The sequence below is a fragment of the Nonlabens agnitus genome, from assembly GCF_002994045.1.
Lineage (GTDB): Bacteria > Bacteroidota > Bacteroidia > Flavobacteriales > Flavobacteriaceae > Nonlabens > Nonlabens agnitus.
The window spans coordinates 2,447,109-2,466,676 of sequence record NZ_MQUC01000003.1 but is presented as its reverse complement, the minus strand read 5'-3'; the positions used below and the strand labels follow the sequence as shown (position 1 = coordinate 2,466,676).

Genomic DNA, 19,568 nt, shown 5'->3' with positions numbered 1-19,568 from the left:
TGTATTCAATTATTTTTTGCTGATAGTGAACTCAGTTCTTCTCGATTGCTCATACTGCTCTGATGTACAGTCCATGGCGCTACAATCAACAACTGGATTTTCCTCGCCACGTCCTATTCCTTCCAGACGGTCTTTAGAAATCCCTTTTGCAACAAGATAACCTATAACCGCTGCAGATCTTCTTTGGGAAAGATCCAAGTTATAAGAAGCGCTACCTCTACTATCAGTATAAGTTTCTGCTTTCAACATTAAGGTTGGATCTTGTTTCATGACTTGCGCCATTTTATCCAATTCCTTTTTTGAGGATGCTGTCAATGTTGCTTTATCATAATCAAAGAAAATCTTGTCAGACATTTTATCAGTACCAGTGGCCATCATTTCTTCCTTCATTTGCTCTACTTCATCCTTGGCATCTTCAGTATCAGTTGGAGCTTGTCCTGCAAGGTAATCTAGTTCTAATCGTTGGTTAGGCTTCAAATATTGGTTTGCAGCTCTTTTGATGTCTTCTCTGGTAACACTTTTGTATATCTCCAATTCCTTATTGATACGATCTGTGTCGCCTTGAAGCATGTTATACGTTGCGAGGGAACTTGCGATACCTTGAACTCTAGAGTTAGAGTTGATGTACTGAGCTTCAAATTGGTTTTGCAATTTTTGGTATTCACGTTCTGTGATAAGCGTGGTTTGAAGTTTTTTGATTTCCTCATCCATAACCTTAGCAAGAGTGCTTAGTTCTGTGTCACCTTTCGCAAGAGCGCCCATAGTATAAGTACCATAATCCTGGTTGGCAGAGTTGAAAGCTAATACCTGGAATGCAATTTTCTCATCCTCTACCATACGCTTTTGCATTCTGGAACTCGCACCGCCAGTCAGAACTTGAGAAATATAATCCAATACATAAGCGTCACGATCTATGGACTTAGGTGTTACATAAGAGAAAATCTTAGCAGGAATCTGGATGTTAGCGTCATATTCTGTTGCATAGCGCGTCTCTGTAATAGGGTCTTCAACGATGACAGTTCTGTTATTACGAGGCGCCTTGTTTTCAATCGGGCCAAAATAATCCTCGATCATTTTCTTCGTGTCCTTAATATCAATATCACCTGCAACTACTAATGTAGCGTTGTTGGGGTTGTAGTATTTGTCATTGAATGCACGGAACTCTTCTAGTTTTGCTGCATTCAAATCGTCCATGGAGCCAATTACTGATTGACCGTATGGATGTTTTTTAAATAAGTGCTTGTCGATACCTGTCCTATATATAATCGCTCCATAAGGTGCGTTGTCGATTCGTTGGCGCTTTTCTTCTTTCACGACTTCGTTTTGAGTATCTACGCCTATCTGTTCAATCTTAGGGTGTAGCATACGCTCACTTTCCATCCATAGACCTAATTCCAACTTATTGGACGGAAACGTCTCATAATAGTAGGTACGATCTTGTGTTGTGTTGGCATTGTTGCTACCACCATTGGCAGCTACGATATTGAACCATTCACCGCGCTCGATATTTTCGGTACCTTCAAAGAGAAGGTGTTCAAAAAAGTGAGCAAATCCAGTACGTCCTGGTTCTTCATCCTTGGCACCTACTTGATACATGACACCTACGGTCACCACAGGAGCAGCATTTTCCTGATGTAGAATAACGTGCAGACCATTGGGTAGGTCATATTCAGTGAATTCTACCTTTTGAGCAAATCCAGTAGCGCTTATAAAAGCCACCACAAGACCTAATACGATTTTGTTCATTTGATTATTTTTACATTTATAGACTATAAGTATATCACTCTCTTGAAATGTTACACTTAATTTTGAATACTAATATTAGGGAGTTCTATCGACAAATACCGTTAAAGTAAGTTCAAAACACTAGGAAAGGATTTCTTTTAAGTCTTATTTTTACCTCATACCAACTACTTTTACGATTTATGAAAAATACTTTCAAATACGGACTTTATATAGCAGCAACCTTAATTGGCTATTTTTTAATCATTGATATTTTAGGACTTGCTGAAGAGGTTTATCTGTCTTTCTTCAATGCGATCTTAACTGGTGGATGTATATTTCTTGCCATTAGAGATGTCTACCGATTAGAAAAACACCGCTTTAATTACATGGAAGGTTTTCAAGCAGCATTATTGTCTGGCTTAGTAGGCACAACAATCTTTACCTTATTTATAGCTGTTTATCTATTTGAAATACGCCCTGAGCTTGCCACAAGCTTAAAGGAGAAAATAACCATCGCTGGTAGCGGGATTGAGTTTGCCTTAATATTATTTGTATTTCTATCTGGTGTAGCTACCACGGTAGTCAGTGCTTTAGTGATCTTACCTCTTTATAAGCAATCATGGAATACAAAGAAGGTGCGCAAGGAGCAAAACCCTATGCACGACAAGCACTAACACTCAGGCTGTTTAATAATTGTGTATAACTTTGGTTATTTGACCAATAGCAGTATATTTGCAGCCCGAAATTATTCACATTAATTAATCATTATGTACGCAATCGTAGAGATAGCAGGGCAACAATTCAAGATCGAGAAGGATCAGAAGTTGTTTGTACATCGCTTGCAAGAAGACGAAGGAGCCACGGTTTCCATCGATAAAGTTCTTCTAGTAGGTGACGGCGACAACATCACACTCGGCGCCCCAGCTATAGAAGGAGCATTTGCAGAGGCAAAAGTTCTGGGACACCTAAAAGGTGACAAAGTAATCGTTTTTAAGAAAAAACGTAGAAAAGGATACCGCAAGAAAAACGGTCACAGACAATACATGTCTCAAATCCAGATTTCAAGCATTTCCTTAAAAGGTGGTAAGAAGAAAGATTCTTCTGAGTCCGCTTCCGCGAAAGCGAAAACAGAAAAGGCGACTCCTGTAAAAGCAGAAGAAGCTCCTAAAGGAAAAGTCGAAACATCCAATGATGTAGATTTAAGCTCAAACACAGTTGCTGAGCTTAGAGAAATGGCTAAGGATAGAGGACTAGAAGGATATTCAGCACTTAAGAAAGCTGAGCTTATCGAGTTACTAGAAAATAACTAAAGTTTAATTATTCCCATCATTTTGGGAATGCCTAAAATAAATTATCATGGCTCACAAAAAAGGAGTAGGTAGTTCGAAAAACGGAAGAGAATCAGAATCAAAACGCTTAGGTGTTAAGATTTTTGGTGGACAAGCGGCAACCGCTGGTAACATCATCATCCGTCAGCGCGGTATGGAGCACCACCCAGGTGAAAACGTATATGCTGGTAAGGACTTTACCCTACATGCACAAGTTGATGGTGAGGTAAAATTCACTAAAAAGAGAAACAATAGATCTTATGTGTCTATTGTACCAGTAGCTGAGGCTTAATAGCCCAACTATTTATCTTATTAAAAATCCCATCTCGGTTTGACTGAGATGGGATTTTTGTTGTGGTTCAGTCTAGCTATTTAGCAAATCGACCTATATGCCATAATATACCTGATGGGTCATGCAAAAAGAACTCGCTGCCCCAATCGTTGTGCACGATCTCTGACAGCCTTACTTTTTTAAATTTGCTTGGCAGATCAAGAGATTTAAAATGCTCCAACGTCTTTTCCAAGTCCTCTATCTCTAGAAAGAGCATGCTGTTATTGATCCAGTCCTCTACATGTGCATCCTGCAAGTAAAAGCCAAAGCCACCTAAATCAAAGTAACTCATCGTTGTGGAGCTCCAGTTTTCAGTAAAGCCTATAAGGCGATAGAAATCCTTTGATTGCTCAAAATCATCAGAACCTATAAATGGTCTTATTCCCTTAGGTGTCATAAGTGCTTAATTGATCAACCCATTTTCTGAAAACACGTGAATCAAGGAGTCTACAAACTCTCGTTGTTCCAACTGGCCTTTGTTAGCAATCTGTATTGTGTAAACATCAGTAATTTTGCCTGGTGTGGCGATGGCTGTGTCCATCACGTTCTTTAATGACTCTGTAAGCTTTGAAATAGGCCAATTGGTCATTTGTATGGAGTCTTGGGTAATTTTTAAACCAGCATCACCGTAGACACCCAGAGCGTTTCCGGATTCTATGAAGCCGCTCAAGTTTTCGGTTTCAATGGTTCTTCTTTGAAAATCGCTGGAACAGGAGACAATGAATAACGCGACGGTTAAAAATGTAAATAAATAGGTTTTCATGATAGGTATTAGGTAGAGATAACGATCAAGCGGTTCTAAAATTATGAATGGTTGGGACATAAAAAAGCCCCAATATAAAATTGAGGCTTTTTAGATTTATGGACGTCCCTTGAGACGCTTTTCTATTTTTTGCTTTTTGGCAGTTAGACGTTTCATCAAGTCCATGATTTCATCGTCTTTAGTTTCCTTGAATATTTCATTCAATGCCAGTATGAGTTCCTTGCCCTTACGTGAAGCATGTACGCGATCGCTCGTGGACATGTTACTCATGGACATGTTCTCATATTCCAGTGCTTGTTCTTTTAGTTCCATTAATTATATTTATTAAGCTTTCGCGAAAGCGAAATCGCAATATTCTTGACTTATCGCGGAATATAGGATAAAAATCTTAATATCTGTAATATTCCGGCTTGAATGGACCAGTAACTTCAACACCTATATAATCGGCTTGATCCTTCTTCAATTCAGTTAATTCTGCGCCCATTCTTGACAGGTGCAATGCCGCTACTTTTTCATCAAGATGTTTAGGCAACATATACACTTCATTTTCATAAGCGTCTCTGTTGTTCCATAACTCGATTTGAGCCAGTGTTTGATTTGTAAATGAGTTACTCATTACAAAACTAGGGTGTCCAGTCGCGCAACCTAGGTTGACTAGACGACCTTCGGCAAGTAGGATGATGTCTTTGCCATCAATGGTATACTTATCCACTTGTGGCTTGATTTCTACTTTAGTATCACCGTAATTCTTGTTGAGGAAGGCCACGTCAATCTCATTATCAAAGTGTCCGATGTTACATACTATAACCTTATCGCGCATCGCTTTGAAGTGCTCGCCGCGTATGATGTCCTTGTTACCTGTGGTAGTAATCACCACATCTGCATTGCCAACAACGCTTTCCAATTTTTTCACTTCAAAACCATCCATCACGGCTTGTAGAGCACAGATAGGATCAATTTCAGTTACTGTAACGATAGATCCAGCGCCTTTAAATGATGCCGCAGTACCTTTTCCTACATCTCCATAGCCACAAACGACTACTCGTTTACCAGCTAGCATGGTATCTGTTGCACGTCTTACGGCGTCTACAGCACTTTCGCGACATCCGTATTTGTTATCAAATTTTGATTTGGTTACAGAATCATTCACATTGATGGCTGGCATAACCAGAGTTCCGTTTTTCATGCGCTCGTACAATCTGTGTACTCCAGTAGTAGTCTCTTCAGAGAGACCGTTGATACCTTTAGCCAGCTCAGGATATTCATCAAAAACCATGTTAGTCAAATCACCACCATCATCAAGGATCATGTTTAACGGCTTGCGATCTTCACCAAAGAAAAGCGTTTGTTCAATACACCAGTTGAATTCTTCCTCATTCATTCCTTTCCAGGCATAAACTGGAATTCCTGCAGCAGCAATAGCGGCAGCAGCATGATCTTGTGTGGAGAAAATGTTACAAGAAGACCAAGTTACATCTGCACCTAGAGCTACAAGAGTCTCGATAAGTACGGCAGTCTGGATCGTCATGTGCAGACAACCCGCTATGCGTGCTCCTTTAAGTGGTTGGGACTCTCCATATTCCTCACGCAAGGCCATAAGACCTGGCATTTCTGCCTCGGCAAGCTCTATTTCAAGACGGCCATATTCGGCAAGGGAAATGTCTTTTACTTTATAGGGAATGTATGGAATCGTTTCTGTGCTCATAAATGATTTTATCTTGGTAACTTCGTCGTTGAGTTGGTTAAAAATCAACAATTTGTAACCTTTTAATTATTGTTAAATTGCGGTTGCAAAATTACAAAAAATCGTCCAGCTATAATGCCTGTTATAAAAACCATAACAAATCGATTTAATACGAGGGTTTTTGTATGGCAGGTCTCCGAGTCTGAAGCATGGCTGAGATCTGGCATCGACTTATCCCAAAACTCTATCAATAGACTGGTCACGATGAGTTCAGAAATGCACCGTCGTGGTTTCTTGAGCATACGCCATTTGCTGTTGCACGCTGGTTATACAGACAAGGATTTGTACTATGACGAACTAGGGAAACCCCATCTTGACGGCGAGTGCTATATCTCCATCACGCACAGTTATGAGTTGACCGCCATCATCATAAGCGACGCCACCACTGGTATAGATGTAGAGAAAAGACGTGATAAGATCTTGCGCATCGCAAAGAAGTTCGTGAATTATGAGAGCGATTTTGTAGAGAACCAAGAAAATAAAACTAGCGCACTTACGGTCATTTGGGGCGCCAAAGAATCCATGTACAAATGTCTTGGACAAAAAGGCCTGGGATTTTATGACCATTGCAAGGTCGAGCCTTTTGAGCTTGCAAGCCACCACACGGTTTCAAGAATTGATTTTAACGAGATCCAGCTTTCCTACGACACCTATTTTGAGGAAATTCTGGAATATACACTCGTTTACATTCTCCCATTGTCATGATGGAAATCCTCAAAAGTATCCGTGAGTTTGAAAGGACTTTGGGAATTCTAGTGGATCCTGAGAAGTTAAAAGTAAATGATTTTTCCGCTTTCGCGAAAGCGATAACTTCAACAGCCTCCATACTTACCAAAGATTTAGGTCTAGATCAAATCATTCTATTAATAGGTGGCAGCACCATGGAGCATGTGGGTCTTGAAGCCTGGTTAAGCGCATTCAGGCAACAAATCGATTTTAAATTAGTGTTGTTTCCAGGATCAGCACAACAAATTTCTGAACGTGCCGATGCTCTGCTCTTTCTCAACTTGATCTCTGGACGCAATCCGGAATATTTGATAGGGCAACAGGTAGAAGCTGCCAAAAAGCTAAGGAATTCAACGCTGGAAATTATTCCTACTGCATACCTTTTGCTTGATGGTGATCAACAAACCGCGGTGGAACGTGTGTCAAAAACCCAGCCCATACCACAAAGCGAGGTAGACCTCATTACGGATACGGCTCTTGCTGGCCAACTCATGGGAAATAAGCTTATCTACCTAGAGGCAGGAAGCGGTGCCAGGACGACTGTTAGTATAGAAGTGCTCAGGAAGGTGGTGGAAACCGTTCAAGTCCCAGTGATTGTAGGTGGTGGCTTGCGCTCCCTAGATGAGATTAAAAAAAGGTTTGAAGCTGGAGCCAAAATGGTGGTCGTGGGAACCGCCATGGAAGAAGATCTCAACTGGAAAGGTTAGCTTTGTGGGAAAACAAAACCCTATGGAAGTTTCCATTGAATTGACCATGTCGCCCTTACAGGACGATTTTGAATCCCATATTATTGACTTTATCAAGGCCCTGCGCGCCTCAGAATTTGAGGTGCTTGAAAACCCCTTATCCACCCAGATTTATGGGGAATATGGCAAGCTTATGCCGTTTTTGACTCAGGCTATTGAGAAAAGCATTTCAAAGCAAAAGTCGGTATTGATCTATATGAAAATGGTCAAATCAAACCGTGCAGACTACAAGCCACATTTCTAGATGGAGGTTTGGGATTTCATTTTTGGCCAGTACAGCGAGTATTCTACAACACAAGTAATCATTGAAGTCATTGCGATTATTATGAGTGTGATAAGCGTTCTGTTTTCCATGCGCAATAGTGTATTAGTATTTCCTTTTGGAATTATTAGTACGCTGCTTTTTGTCTATTTGCTCTACCAGTGGAACTTATTGGGTGATATGGTCATCAACGGCTATTACTTTATTATGAGTGTATATGGATGGTATTACTGGTTGTCAAAGGGAAAAAACAATCAGGAAACACCCATCACGAGAACGCTAAGGCAAGAATGGATAACCGCAACAGCTATAGCAATTGCCACAGGTATTGCCATATTTTTCCTTTATTTTTTTACAGAAAGGCTCGAGAGTTGGGTTTCCTACATCGATATGTTAACTACAGGAATATTCTTTGCAGGGATGTGGCTTATGGCACGACGCAAATTAGAACACTGGCTGGTATTGATGGTAGGGAACATCATTTCAGTGCCGCTGTATTTTTACAAGATGCATGATTTGTATGGTTCCTTTAGCCTTACGGCGGTACTGTATATTTTCCTTTCAATCATTGCTTACATAGGATATAAAAGATGGATAAAATACCTAGACAAACCCATTTTGACGGTTTAAGAGTCGTGCTCTACGGTCCTGAAAGTACTGGCAAAACGACGTTAGCTCATCAGCTTGCAGCGTACTATCGTGAGCCACAGGTGGCAGAGTTTGCTCGGGATTATCTTCAGGAGCTTTTTGATAAGGACGGTCATATCTGCACATTTGAGGACATCCTGCCCATTGCTGTAGGACAACGAGCTGCAGAGAATATCGCTTCCGCGAAAGCGAAAAAAATACTCTTTTGCGATACAGACATACTGGAGACCTATGTCTATTCCATAGCTTATTTTGACAAAGCACCTCAAGAATTGCTGGAAGCATTGCACAAATCCAGTTATGATCATTACTTGCTGCTGGACATTGACACACCATGGGTTAAGGACGATTTAAGAGATAAACCCGATGACCGTAAGGAAATGTTTGATAGATTTGAGCAAGCCCTCAATGATTTTGGTCAACCTTATTCTAAAATTTCTGGGTTGGGCGACCGCAGATTGAAGCACGCCATCACTGCTATAGATCAATTATTATGATAGAACTCACCGCCATACAAAAGGAACAACTTAAGGAAAAACGAATCTCTCAAGAAACCCTGCAAAAACAAATAAGCAGATTTGTCAATGGATTTCCAACGGTGAAACTTAAGAAGGCTGCCACGGTAGGCGATGGGATCGTACGTATTCCAGAATCAGAAATTAAGGAATACGTGGATTTTTATGAATCCAAAAGAGAGCAGCTTGATATTCTCAAATTTGTTCCAGCTAGTGGTGCCGCTACCAGAATGTTTAAGTTTTTGCATGAATTCCTTCAAGAATACGATGCCAGTGTAGAATCCATCAACTCCTTTATCAACCGCAAAAATGCTAGAGACCTATTTACCTTTTTTGTTGGGATTGAAAAGTTCCCATTCTATGATGCGGTCATCAACTCATTAAAAAAGGATGTAGATAACTGGCAAAGCCTCACTGACCGAGATAAAAAGGAGCGTTTTGTACGTAAAATGTTGTTCAAGGATGGCTTTAATTTTAGTGCGATGCCTAAAGGTTTAGTTCCGTTTCACAGTTATGGCGATCACAAAGTGACTGCTTTTGAAGAGCATTTACATGAGGCTTCTGGATATGCGGCTACTAGAAATGTAGCTTGTTTACATTTTACTATCGCACCGGCTTATCAAAACCATTTTGTCAAAGAATTTAACAGAATTGAAGAGGCTGTAGAAGCAAAAACCGGTAAGAATTATGAAATATCATTCTCCTATCAAAAGCCAAGTACGGACACCATAGCCGTCGATATGCAGGATCAACCTATCGTTGACAAAGATGGAAAGCTGTTCTTTAGACCTGCTGGTCATGGTGCTTTACTTGAGAATCTTAACGATCAGGATGCAGACATTATCTTTATCAAGAACATCGATAATGTGACCGTTTCCACGATGGATGAAGATGTGAGCGTATACAAGAAAATGCTTGCTGGAGTATTGCTAAAGCTTCAAGAAAAAGCCTTTGCCTACTTGAATGAACTTCAAAAAAATTCCGTTGACCATGGTGCTTTTGATGAGATGGAACAATTTATAAGCGATCAATTGTTGCGCCGCTTGCCGCGAGATTACCATAAGTACACCAAACAGTACAAACGTGAAGCGTTGATTGAGGCGTTAAACAGGCCGTTGAGGGTTTGCGGTATGGTAAAAAATGAAGGTGAGCCTGGTGGTGGCCCGTTTTGGGTAACCAATGAATTTGGTCAGAGCAGCCTGCAAATCGTCGAGAGTGCACAAGTGGATAGCGATGATTACCGTCAGCGTAAAATCGCGGCCAATTGCACGCACTTTAATCCGGTAGATCTGGTGTGTGGCGTGCGTGATTTTCAAGGCAATAAGTTTGACCTGTCGCAATTTAGAGACCTTGAAACCGGATTTATCACCCATAAATCCAGAATGGGTCATGAACTAAAAGCCCAAGAACTTCCAGGATTATGGAATGGTGCCATGGCGCACTGGAATACCATTTTTGTAGAGGTGCCGCTTATTACTTTCAACCCTGTCAAGACCGTCAACGACTTACTCAAGCCCGCACACCAGGCATAGATGGACATCGACCAGCTGCATCGTGAGGTAAATTACACCGCAACAACTTCCAGTGGCGCTGGCGGGCAGCATGTCAATAAGGTAGCCACTCGAGTGCAATTGGATTTTGATGTGGAGCAAAGTATCGCTTTCGCGAAAGCGGAACACGAGAGAATCCTGGAGGCCTTAAAAAACCGACTTACCAAAGATGGACGCTTGCAGCTAAGCTCCCAAGACACTCGCAGTCAAGCCACCAATAAAGAAAGAGTCTTCCAGAAGCTTATAGACGTCTTGAACAAGGCTCGCAAGCCCAAAAAAGTGCGCAGGAAACGAGTCGTGCCAGCTTCTGTAAAGCGCAAGCGCTTGAACGATAAAAAGAAGCACAGCGAGAAAAAGGCAAATAGGAAATATCGCGGCTAGATCTTAAAAACTAGAAAACGACCCTTTCAAAGAAAAGGTCGCTTTCACACATCAAAACAGGCTTGTCATTAGGCACAAGCCGGTTTTAGGATGAGAAATCTCTATAAAAAAGATACGTAATCGCCACCGTTACAAAGGCAGTTAGAACTAAGCTGACCACCACCGTCCATTGAAAGGGTTTTTGTAAAAGCATCCAGATGGATGTTATTAATAGTACTGGAGCAGCAATGATCATAGGGATCATTAGAAGCTCATGAAACACGCCTGCAATAACCCAATCTATTTCAAAGACATAGGTTAGATAAACCCAAATAAAAAATAACGCATTACCTATTGACGCATAGAAAACGGCCGTGCCTTTCTCATAACTCTCTTTCATTTCCTTTACCATTAGTCGGCACCGTTTTCATCAAGAAACTTTATATCCCTGGTGTTTTTTTGAACGGCAATCGCTGCAAAGAGGCTTAGAAGGAATGACATGGCATAGAAGCCTTTTTCGCTCAGCCACAAATCGGCATTCCACAATCCTATGATTAGTAAAACGATGGAAGCGATCGTCACAAACCAGCTAATACCATAATAAATATCTGTAACTGCAATGCCTTCTTGTTTGTCTCTCACTGCTTTTTGCACTGAAATAACCGAGAATAATCCAAATAGCAGTATCACAAAGTAGTAACCTTTCTCGTTAAGCATCATTTCTGCATTCCACAATCCCACGCAGTAGGATATCATTCCTACAAGTAGCGCCGTCCACGAGGCTGCGATAAATGCTGCCGTAGGCTTGCCGTTAAATACGGTTGGCTTTTTGAGATTTTCTTTTTTCTCTGTAGAATAATTAATTTGATTTTCCATGTTTTTGTTTTGATGGGTCAAAGTTGCGACCTCATAAACGTTTGGAATGACCTATTTTAGTGGATTATGTACGATTGGAATGTAGTTATCCAATACCTAAAACACTAAAAGCCAATAAAAAAGGAATTTGTAATGAACGATTTAATAGAATTGATTAGATCGATGCAAAGTGATGAAGCTGAAGATTTTATCGCTTTCGCGAAAGCGAAAAACCAGCGATCTGATGTAAAAAACATCATGTTGTTTGACCTCATAAGGTCTGGCGTACGCCGTGATCTGGACCTAAAAATCTATGGTAAAGGGAATAAAAACGCGCTGAATGCCCTAAAAAACAGGTTGAAGGAAAACCTGATAGACTTTACGGCCAGTCGTGGTTTTAGCAACGAATCATTGGAAGAATTACAATTGCTCAAATTGTTGCTAGCCGCCAGAATATTTTTGGAAAAGGAGCAGTTCTCCATGGGTTTTAAAACGCTCCATAAAGCGATTAGATCGTCTTCTAAATTGGAATCCTATGCCATCCTTCAAGAGTGCTATCATACCTATGTACAATACGCGCATCTAGATCCTAAATGCGATCTAGACCAATTAATTGCAGCTTACAACCGTAACCAGTCGCTTTATGAAACTGAAATCAAATGGGTGAAGCTGTATGCGATTCTAAAGAGAGAACTTACCCAGAATCCAGCAAACATCTTTGATCTGATAAAAGAAAAACTAGAAGAATATGATCTACAAATAGATGCAAGCTTGTCGTTTAAAACGCTGTTTCAGATCATGAACATCGTGACAGATGCAGCAACTCTTAAATCAGATTATGCTGGTGTATCACTCTTCATGAACCACGTCTTTGAACTGGTTAAAGTCAAGAAGCATCTTGCAGATAAACATCTGTACTATCATTGTGAGATTCTCTACCTTATGTCAGGAACCTATTTTAGAAATAGGGACTTTATAGCATCTCAAAAAACTCTAACAGAACTGGAAGTGCAGTTGTTAAAGCAACGAGGTGCTTTTGAGTCACAATTTAGAGAACGTGTTTTATTGTTGAAGGCTTTGAACTTTAACTATACCAACAGGCCTATAGAAGCAATGCAATTGATTACCCATTTAAAGAAGCCCACTACAAGAATTGTGGTAGTTCACGCAATGCTTTTATTTCAACAAACAGAATTTAACGCCGCACGCAGGAAACTCAACGAGCTCAAGCATACCGATCGATTTTATGAGAGAAAAGAAGGCCTGTTGTTTGTTCTGTACAAAAATATATTGGAGATCTTGATCTATATGGAACTGAGTCAACCAGATCTCGTAGAGTCTAAAATGCGCAGCTTTAAAAAGCGTTATAAGAATTCACTGCTTGGTATAAAGGAGGAACGAGTAATTACCTTTATGAAACTGCTTCGTAATTATTTTGACGAGCCCTATCTGGCGACACAAAAAACTTTCAAGAATAAAGTAGAACAAGCCTTCATCTGGAAACCAGTTGACCGTGAAGATATTTTTGCAATGAGCTTTTATGCCTATCTCAAATCAAAAATGGAGCGAAAAACCATATTTCAAGCCACCATAGATTTAGTTGCCCAAGGCTCTAATAGTTAACAATAGGAAGAATGTATCAGTTTAAATGACCGCTAAAACCTTTCTGCGAGATTTCATGAGCTTACTTTTGTAAAATGGAATTAGAACAAATTATAGAGAAGTCATTACAGAACACCTTATCCTATCAACAATACAGAGCTTTTGTGGAGGCGCACGTGGTCAATGGCACCAACAGCGGCGCTGAGGTGACACCAGCACTAACAGAATATACAAAGCTCAATCACCAGCGCATGAAGCGACTGGACAAAACCATGAAGCTAGAGCCAGAAATCCAGGACTTTTTGAATCGGTTTGATAAAAAAATTAGCTTTTTGATTATTACCGAAAGCTGGTGCGGCGATGCTGCTCAAACCATGCCCATGATCAATAAAGTAGGTATGGCAGCTGGAATAGATCTAAAAATTGTTTTGCGAGACGAAAACTTGGAATTGATGGATCACTTTTTAACGAATGGCAGTAGATCCATAGCAAAGCTGTTGGTACTGGATGCGAGCCATACAAAAGTTCTATCCCAATGGGGTCCAAGACCTAGCAAAGCAACAATCCTTGTGGCGCAAGAGAAAGCACTAAAAGGAGAACTGTCGGCAGAATTCAAGCAAGAGTTACAAAACTGGTACAATGAGGATAAGGGAAAGAACACCGAGAATGATCTAATGCAATTGCTTGAAGCTCTTTAATGGCAGTACCTAGATGAACCTATCGTTTATATCTGCTTCTTTTCAATTTCCATCACATGATGATGTTTAACAGTTTGTTTATGGATATTATCAAAATCTGTTATTTATTTGTACATACAATTAAAATACCTACAAATATGAACATTCTAAGAATTGATAGCAGCCCAATGAAGGAAGCCAGCATAAGCAGAGAGCTGAATGACGTGCTTCAAAAGAAGTTGGAATCTCAAGGACATCTCATCACAGGAACTCGTGATCTTTATTATGATGAGCTCGTTAGTTTAGGTGATAAAGAGCGCTATTCTGCTTTTTTCACACCTTCTGAAAATCTTACAGATGTACAAAGAACCGAAATAGAAGGTAGCAACGAGCTGGCGATCGAATTTGCAGCAGCAGACGCCTACATTATTGGTGTACCTATGTATAATTTTACGGTAACCGCAGCTTTAAAAACCTATATCGATTTGATTTCCAGAGCGGGAATTTCATTTAATTATACTCCAGAAGGTCCTGTAGGATTACTGAAAAACAAAAAAGTATACGCCATCATCTCAACTGGCGGCACACCAGTAGGTAGCGAGGTAGATTTTGTGTCACCTTATTTAAAAACTTTATTTGGCTTCTTAGGAATTACTGACGTTACATTCATTGCTGCAGACTTAACCAGTCAATCAAGAGAAGCAAGCATAGAAAAGGCCACTAAAGCCATTGATGCTTTGTAATAGAAATAGGCAAATCATGAAAAAACCCAATCCAGTGCTGGATTGGGTTTTTTTGTTTCAATTAATCTAGAAATGCTTTTGTGTTTGCTATTTCGACAATCCTTTACGCAGGACTTCTTTGATACCTTCTAGATTTTCAGTAAAATCCATCATCTGACTCAAGACCTGTGACATTTGATTCTGTCCGCCTAGGCCGTTGAGTTTGTTGTTTTTTGCAAAAATCTTCTTGATATTTTCCCATCGTTGCTGTTCCTCAGGAGTGATGGTGTTGACTAGTTCTTTATATTTCAAAAGATTTGCTTCAGCGGCGCTGGTTAAGGTTTGTGATTCACTTTCATAGTGTGATAGTAGTAAGGTTTGTAATTCCTTATCATCCATGATTGGGACAACCTTTGCGACCAGTTTATTCATGTCTCGATAAGATCCTTGTAGTTTAAAACTAGGTTCTGTACGATACGTATCCTCCATTCCTGCGCTGGCGATATAAGTTTCATTGACTTTGAGAACCGTGTCTCTAATCTTTAACACTTTTTCAATTACAGCTACATAATCTGCAATTTCTTGATTGCTATGGTTGCCTTTTAGTTCATTGTCGGAAGCTCCATTTTGAACCCGATCAATCAGAGCGTACACATCATCAAAATGTTTATTACTCAATTGTTGCAGCACAGGATTGCTGGTCAACGCATTTTCTATCAGACTCAGCTCAAATAAATGCGCTGTATCGCCTATGATATCTCCTAGGTTGTAGATATCGGCACGGTTGGCGAGCATATCTGGAATCTGGAATTTATCTCCACTTTCAGTATATGGATTACCAGCCATGATTATGCAAAATTTCTTACTGCGCAGGTCATAAGTTTTGGGCTTGCCATTGAAAACGCCTTCAATCTTACGCGTACCATCAGACAGGCTGATGAATTTTTGTAAAAACTCTGGATTACAGTGCTGAATATCATCCAGATACAACATCACGTTGTCACCCATTTCAAAGGCAAGATTCAGTTTCTTGAGTTCTTCTCTTGTGGCTGCATTTGACGCTGCTTCTGGATCAACTGATGTGATATCGTGACCTATTGCTGGCCCATTAATTTTCATAAAAATCAATCCCAGTCGGTTTGCCATGTACTCCATCAAGGTCGTTTTACCGTAACCTGGTGGTGATATCAATAGCAACAACCCCATGCGGTCGGTACGTTTGGTATCGCCTACCGTACCTAATTGTTTGGCAAGATTGTCTCCTATTAATGGGAAATATACCTGGTCGATTAATTTATTACGTACAAACGAGCTCAACACGCGTGGCTTGAATTCTTCTAATCGCAAGGATTCTTTCAGCTCCTCAGTTACTTGATGTTTTGCGGCTCTAAAAGTCTCGTATGCAGGTACTTTTATCGTTGTAAAATGCTCTAGTGTTGCTACAAAATCATGATAATTGAATTGGAAAGTTCCTTCTTCTATCGTTGCATGCGCTCCTTTTAAGTTTTGGATGGTTTCTTCCGGTGATACGGCTACGGTTTTATCTGCCGTCAACTCACCGTAAAGAATATTTGCCACACACTCGTCTATGTAAGGCAATAAAGCTTGTTTTGAGTTCGCTTTCGCGAAAGCGGAAACCCAGTGTCTCACTAATTCTATTTTATCTTTTTCATTATCGCAGGTCTCCAGACTTTTCTTGAATTTCAAATCGGCATTTTGAGCTTTGATTTTCTTTTCAAAAGCTTCCTTTAATTGAATGGCGCTGTGGCTCACCGTAAAGTGATCATTATCCTTGAGCTCGTCAAATAAATATCTAGCTACTGATAGATTATCAATCAATTTCGAAACATTGAAAATCTCTTCTGTCAGCTCGTCGATAATAAAATTATACTCTTTACTATCTGGAAAAACAGATAAAACCTCACCAGCACTTTTTAGCGTGCGGTTAAGATGGAGGCGTCGTTGATCATCAAGACTATTCCAGAAAAATTGCGCTTGTGCACGTACTTGTGGCGCATAGGTGAGTAATCCTAAATCATGGTCCTTATGTAAAAGCACACTTAAGATCTGTGCGGCATCATGATCATGAACACCTTTTACATAACCACCAGAATAGTTCCCACCAGCTATTTCTTGAACGTGAACTAGTAAGTCTGCCGGACTCATCATCCTGAGGACTTCTTTATCTCCATTTTTGAAAATTGAGTAGGCTAGGTAGGCAGATCGATATACCTGTGCGTTTTCTGAAACCAGTTCTTGATTCCAGATTCCTTTAGACTGTGTCAGGATTTCATTGTGTAATTCTTGATAAAAATCTGTACCAGTAAGATGGTAGAATAGCGCATTATCCTTGAAGACGATGGTTAAATCCAGCTGTTGTTTATTGACGCCAAATTTGTGCTTACCCAGCTTGATGATATTATCACCATCTTCATAAAGCTCGTTCTTATCCTTAAGTTTTCTCAAGGCATCTTCACGAGCTACTTTTAGGGCGGTTTCAATAGCTTCCGCTTTACCAGCGTCGTCCAGCTCCTTTAATTGCGCGACAATGTCTCGCACCTTATTGATCATTAAATCGCTGGCAAAATAACCATTGATTTCTGTGATGCTATCTAGTGATTGCGCTCGTTTTTGGACACCTTTGATGATGCGTTCTGCAGCATTTTGATAAGAAATAGCTTTCTTATTACGTGCTTCTACCAGGCTGCTCTTACGGTTATCAAAAGCGGCATAGACTTCTTCACGTTTAGCAATAATCTCTGTGATATACTCGTCATAATCTGCAAACTTTCCTTCCAGCTCTTCTAGCTGAATAGAAATTTTGGTCAGGAATTCATCACATTTTTCTGGTGTGTTGGCAATATCTAGATAATTGATGATACTCTGATCGATCAACTTTAACTGTGCTGCAAAATCGGCTTGTGCTTCTTTTTTACCTACGGTTTTAATCTTATTCTTAATAGCAGCCTTTACCTGATTGATGGTCGCAAAAATCAAAGAGATGTTCTCAATTATTTTGGTTGAATGCGAGGTGTCCTCAATATCTAGGTTAGAAACTATTTCTATGAGTAGCTCAAGATCTTCAGCGATCTGATTGACCTCTTTTTCAAGGTTTTTAATCCCGATGACTTTTTTAGTGTCGTCTAGTGCTTTTTGCTTTTGGGCAACCGCATCGTGGTATGGAGCTAGTGCTTTATCATCCAGCAAGAAAGTTACCGCACGACGTGATATCACCTCATTCTGCTCAACGATCTGCTCCTCAATTCCCTTGATGAAATCGGTATCTACATATCGTATTTCATATAGACCTATCGCCTCACCGCGCAAACTGCGCAGTTGGGTCAAAAGCTCTACAAAATCATTAATGGATTTGAACGACGTACTTTTTACTTTGCTGAAAAGTGCTTCGGCTTTTTTTGAAATATCTTTAGTGTCGGCAGCGGCTTGTTTGCGCATTTGCTTGACTTTCTCAAACTCATCAATCGCTGCGTTAGACGCTTTGTTGATTTCAAGAAGCGGTATGTTGATTTGCTGGGTTTCATCTTCAGACAACCAGTAATAGGCATCGAGAATATCCTTAGAGGTACGAGCGATATCATCGTACAAACCGGCATAACTATCTTCCTTGTTTAATAGCGTCAAAAGCTCATTGGCTTCGGCCATGGCTTTTACAATGTCTTTGTTACCAATTTTATAGAGCATAGTATCTTGATGCTCAGACGGCATGATATCACCTTTCAAATAGGGTGTTTGCCATATTTGCATGATGTGATGCTTAGTCTGCTCTTCTCCAGCTCTAAAGTAACACAGCTCACCACGTTCCAAAATCGTAAAACCACTGCAGATTATAGGTGTCTTGACCGTCTGGTCAATCACGTTATACGACATCAATGCATACAACCCTTGAGCGGCATTGTAGAATACATATAAATGATCCTCGCCATTAGGTGACGCTATCTTTTGCTCAAACTTTAGTTTGCCAGCGTCGCTGGGAAATACGTTGTATTCTCCAGTTTGTAGGTAATAACCGCTAGGAAATATAATTCCTTGCTCGTCTGGAAGCAGTACAGCTGCCTGCGCAATGCTGTCTATTTTTTGAACTTCTTTGATCTTGTGATTGTAGACAAAATAGCGTGGTTCTTCCTGGAAGGGTTTGATCTCAAGAATTATCAAGTTGCCTAAATCTGCATAGCGGTACTGACCATCGTCCAGTGTCTGGTCGCGATGTTCTACGTCCTCGCGGTAAATCCCTTGACCATCATCTGTATTATCCTCGACCTTAATCGTGAGGTCACCACCTATGGTTTCTACAAAAACCTTGTCCAAAATAGACACGTGACCATGCCTTCCAGATCGCTGATTGTCACGTCCGGCTTCCTTCCATTGAAATCCATATTGCGGCGGAAATCTATACTCGTGCTCGCTGCGATTGTCTATGTATTGTAGTTCGTTTTCCTTAATCAACCATTTAAAGGTCTTGATATCAGTCACGGAATCACTAAGCTGAAACACCATGTGCAAGTAATTCCCAACAATGGCAAACTTGGAGAATATGGTATTGCGGTAGTATTTGTAAAGGTTTTCAAAATCGGTTTGAAAGATAGGATCCGAAATGATTTCTAGACCTTGACCAGCTTCCTGCCTGCCGGCAGGCAGGTCGCGAAAGCGTAATGCATCACCAGCCTCACCATCACGATCAAACTCATAGACATTAAAAACGTCGCTCAACTTGATCTCTGTACGCAGGCCAAAATGTACGTTGTACCCAAAGAGGCTGTAATTGCCTATGGTCACAATATCACGAGCGATACAGTTATTCTCTGTATTGACGCGATCATTTGCAATAAGCCGTGTCTCTAGCGAACCGAAGACTTTTTTACGCTCGTCATTGAGTGCTGCCAGACGCTGCTGCAAGTCATTTTTTTGCTTGAGCAAACGACTCTGGATGATCTCATAGGTTCCTGAGTCCAGTTGGGTAGTGTTAGATGTATCTTTTTCTGCCATTGAAATGGTA

The 19,568-nt window shown here is 40.4% G+C and carries 21 protein-coding genes; 13 read left to right on the top strand and 8 right to left on the bottom strand.

Features of this window, described 5'->3' with window-relative positions:
- Positions 1 to 9: 9 nt before the first annotated feature.
- Positions 10 to 1,746: an insulinase family protein gene (locus BST86_RS11335; protein WP_105983341.1), complete on the bottom strand. Its 1,737-nt coding sequence runs from the start codon at positions 1,744 to 1,746 to the stop codon at positions 10 to 12.
- A gap of 179 nt (positions 1,747 to 1,925) precedes the next feature.
- Here BST86_RS11335 and BST86_RS11330 point away from each other — a divergent pair, with 179 nt between their 5' ends.
- The 3 genes from BST86_RS11330 (at position 1,926) to rpmA (ending at position 3,345) form a co-directional block, all read left to right on the top strand.
- On the top strand, positions 1,926 to 2,399 hold the full coding sequence (locus tag BST86_RS11330; protein ID WP_242446520.1) for a DUF4199 domain-containing protein: 474 nt from the start codon (positions 1,926 to 1,928) through the stop codon (positions 2,397 to 2,399).
- Positions 2,400 to 2,492: 93 nt separating this feature from the next.
- Positions 2,493 to 3,035 (top strand): 50S ribosomal protein L21, encoded by a 543-nt coding sequence (gene rplU / locus BST86_RS11325; RefSeq protein ID WP_105983340.1) that lies wholly within the window; start codon positions 2,493 to 2,495, stop codon positions 3,033 to 3,035.
- Between the two features lie 46 nt (positions 3,036 to 3,081).
- Entirely contained in the window at positions 3,082 to 3,345 is a 264-nt protein-coding gene (gene rpmA / locus BST86_RS11320; protein WP_055411329.1) for a 50S ribosomal protein L27, read from the top strand.
- Between the two features lie 76 nt (positions 3,346 to 3,421).
- Here rpmA and BST86_RS11315 read toward each other — a convergent pair whose 3' ends face one another.
- The 4 genes from BST86_RS11315 to ahcY all read right to left on the bottom strand — a co-directional run bounded on the left by BST86_RS11315 (position 3,422) and on the right by ahcY (position 5,852).
- Entirely contained in the window at positions 3,422 to 3,781 is a 360-nt protein-coding gene (locus BST86_RS11315) for a VOC family protein (RefSeq protein ID WP_105983339.1), read from the bottom strand.
- 6 nt (positions 3,782 to 3,787) lie between these two features.
- Positions 3,788 to 4,147, bottom strand: a complete 360-nt coding sequence (locus BST86_RS11310) for a hypothetical protein (protein ID WP_105984021.1) — start codon at positions 4,145 to 4,147, stop codon at positions 3,788 to 3,790.
- A gap of 96 nt (positions 4,148 to 4,243) precedes the next feature.
- Positions 4,244 to 4,459 (bottom strand): hypothetical protein, encoded by a 216-nt coding sequence (locus tag BST86_RS11305; protein ID WP_055411326.1) that lies wholly within the window; start codon positions 4,457 to 4,459, stop codon positions 4,244 to 4,246.
- A 76-nt stretch (positions 4,460 to 4,535) separates the two neighbouring features.
- A complete protein-coding gene (gene ahcY / locus BST86_RS11300; protein WP_105984020.1) occupies positions 4,536 to 5,852 on the bottom strand; it encodes an adenosylhomocysteinase in 1,317 nt (438 codons plus the stop codon).
- 243 nt (positions 5,853 to 6,095) lie between these two features.
- Between ahcY and BST86_RS11295 the strand changes: the two genes are divergently transcribed.
- Genes BST86_RS11295 through arfB form a run of 7 tightly spaced genes read left to right on the top strand, consistent with a single transcriptional unit; the run spans position 6,096 to position 10,719 of the window.
- The gene (locus BST86_RS11295; RefSeq protein ID WP_242446519.1) at positions 6,096 to 6,596 is read left to right on the top strand and encodes a 4'-phosphopantetheinyl transferase family protein; all 501 of its coding nucleotides are present in this window, start codon (positions 6,096 to 6,098) and stop codon (positions 6,594 to 6,596) included.
- The gene (locus tag BST86_RS11290; protein WP_105983337.1) at positions 6,593 to 7,324 is read left to right on the top strand and encodes a geranylgeranylglyceryl/heptaprenylglyceryl phosphate synthase; all 732 of its coding nucleotides are present in this window, start codon (positions 6,593 to 6,595) and stop codon (positions 7,322 to 7,324) included. Before BST86_RS11295 ends, BST86_RS11290 begins: the two co-directional genes overlap by 4 nt.
- Positions 7,325 to 7,346: 22 nt before the next feature.
- Entirely contained in the window at positions 7,347 to 7,607 is a 261-nt protein-coding gene (locus BST86_RS11285) for a thiamine-binding protein (protein WP_105983336.1), read from the top strand.
- Positions 7,608 to 8,255, top strand: a complete 648-nt coding sequence (gene pnuC / locus BST86_RS11280; protein WP_105983335.1) for a nicotinamide riboside transporter PnuC — start codon at positions 7,608 to 7,610, stop codon at positions 8,253 to 8,255. It begins immediately after the preceding gene.
- On the top strand, positions 8,216 to 8,770 hold the full coding sequence (locus tag BST86_RS11275) for an AAA family ATPase (protein ID WP_105983334.1): 555 nt from the start codon (positions 8,216 to 8,218) through the stop codon (positions 8,768 to 8,770). Before pnuC ends, BST86_RS11275 begins: the two co-directional genes overlap by 40 nt.
- Complete coding sequence (locus BST86_RS11270) at positions 8,767 to 10,320, top strand: DUF4301 family protein (protein ID WP_105983333.1); 1,554 nt, start codon at positions 8,767 to 8,769, stop codon at positions 10,318 to 10,320. Before BST86_RS11275 ends, BST86_RS11270 begins: the two co-directional genes overlap by 4 nt.
- A complete protein-coding gene (gene arfB, locus BST86_RS11265; protein ID WP_055411319.1) occupies positions 10,321 to 10,719 on the top strand; it encodes an alternative ribosome rescue aminoacyl-tRNA hydrolase ArfB in 399 nt (132 codons plus the stop codon).
- Positions 10,720 to 10,804: 85 nt separating this feature from the next.
- On the opposite strand, the gene BST86_RS11260 is transcribed toward arfB, so the two are convergent.
- Both BST86_RS11260 and yiaA read right to left on the bottom strand, forming a co-directional pair.
- On the bottom strand, positions 10,805 to 11,098 hold the full coding sequence (locus tag BST86_RS11260) for a hypothetical protein (RefSeq protein ID WP_146126760.1): 294 nt from the start codon (positions 11,096 to 11,098) through the stop codon (positions 10,805 to 10,807).
- Between the two features lie 11 nt (positions 11,099 to 11,109).
- Complete coding sequence (gene yiaA / locus BST86_RS11255; protein WP_105983331.1) at positions 11,110 to 11,574, bottom strand: inner membrane protein YiaA; 465 nt, start codon at positions 11,572 to 11,574, stop codon at positions 11,110 to 11,112.
- Positions 11,575 to 11,706: 132 nt separating this feature from the next.
- Here yiaA and BST86_RS11250 point away from each other — a divergent pair, with 132 nt between their 5' ends.
- The 3 genes from BST86_RS11250 to BST86_RS11240 all read left to right on the top strand — a co-directional run bounded on the left by BST86_RS11250 (position 11,707) and on the right by BST86_RS11240 (position 14,575).
- Positions 11,707 to 13,176: a hypothetical protein gene (locus BST86_RS11250; RefSeq protein ID WP_146126759.1), complete on the top strand. Its 1,470-nt coding sequence runs from the start codon at positions 11,707 to 11,709 to the stop codon at positions 13,174 to 13,176.
- A gap of 74 nt (positions 13,177 to 13,250) precedes the next feature.
- A complete protein-coding gene (locus tag BST86_RS11245; protein WP_105983329.1) occupies positions 13,251 to 13,853 on the top strand; it encodes a thioredoxin family protein in 603 nt (200 codons plus the stop codon).
- A gap of 137 nt (positions 13,854 to 13,990) precedes the next feature.
- Positions 13,991 to 14,575 (top strand): FMN-dependent NADH-azoreductase, encoded by a 585-nt coding sequence (locus BST86_RS11240; RefSeq protein ID WP_105984019.1) that lies wholly within the window; start codon positions 13,991 to 13,993, stop codon positions 14,573 to 14,575.
- A gap of 87 nt (positions 14,576 to 14,662) precedes the next feature.
- Here BST86_RS11240 and BST86_RS11235 read toward each other — a convergent pair whose 3' ends face one another.
- Entirely contained in the window at positions 14,663 to 19,558 is a 4,896-nt protein-coding gene (locus tag BST86_RS11235) for a DNA repair ATPase (RefSeq protein ID WP_105983328.1), read from the bottom strand.
- Positions 19,559 to 19,568: the final 10 nt, after the last annotated feature.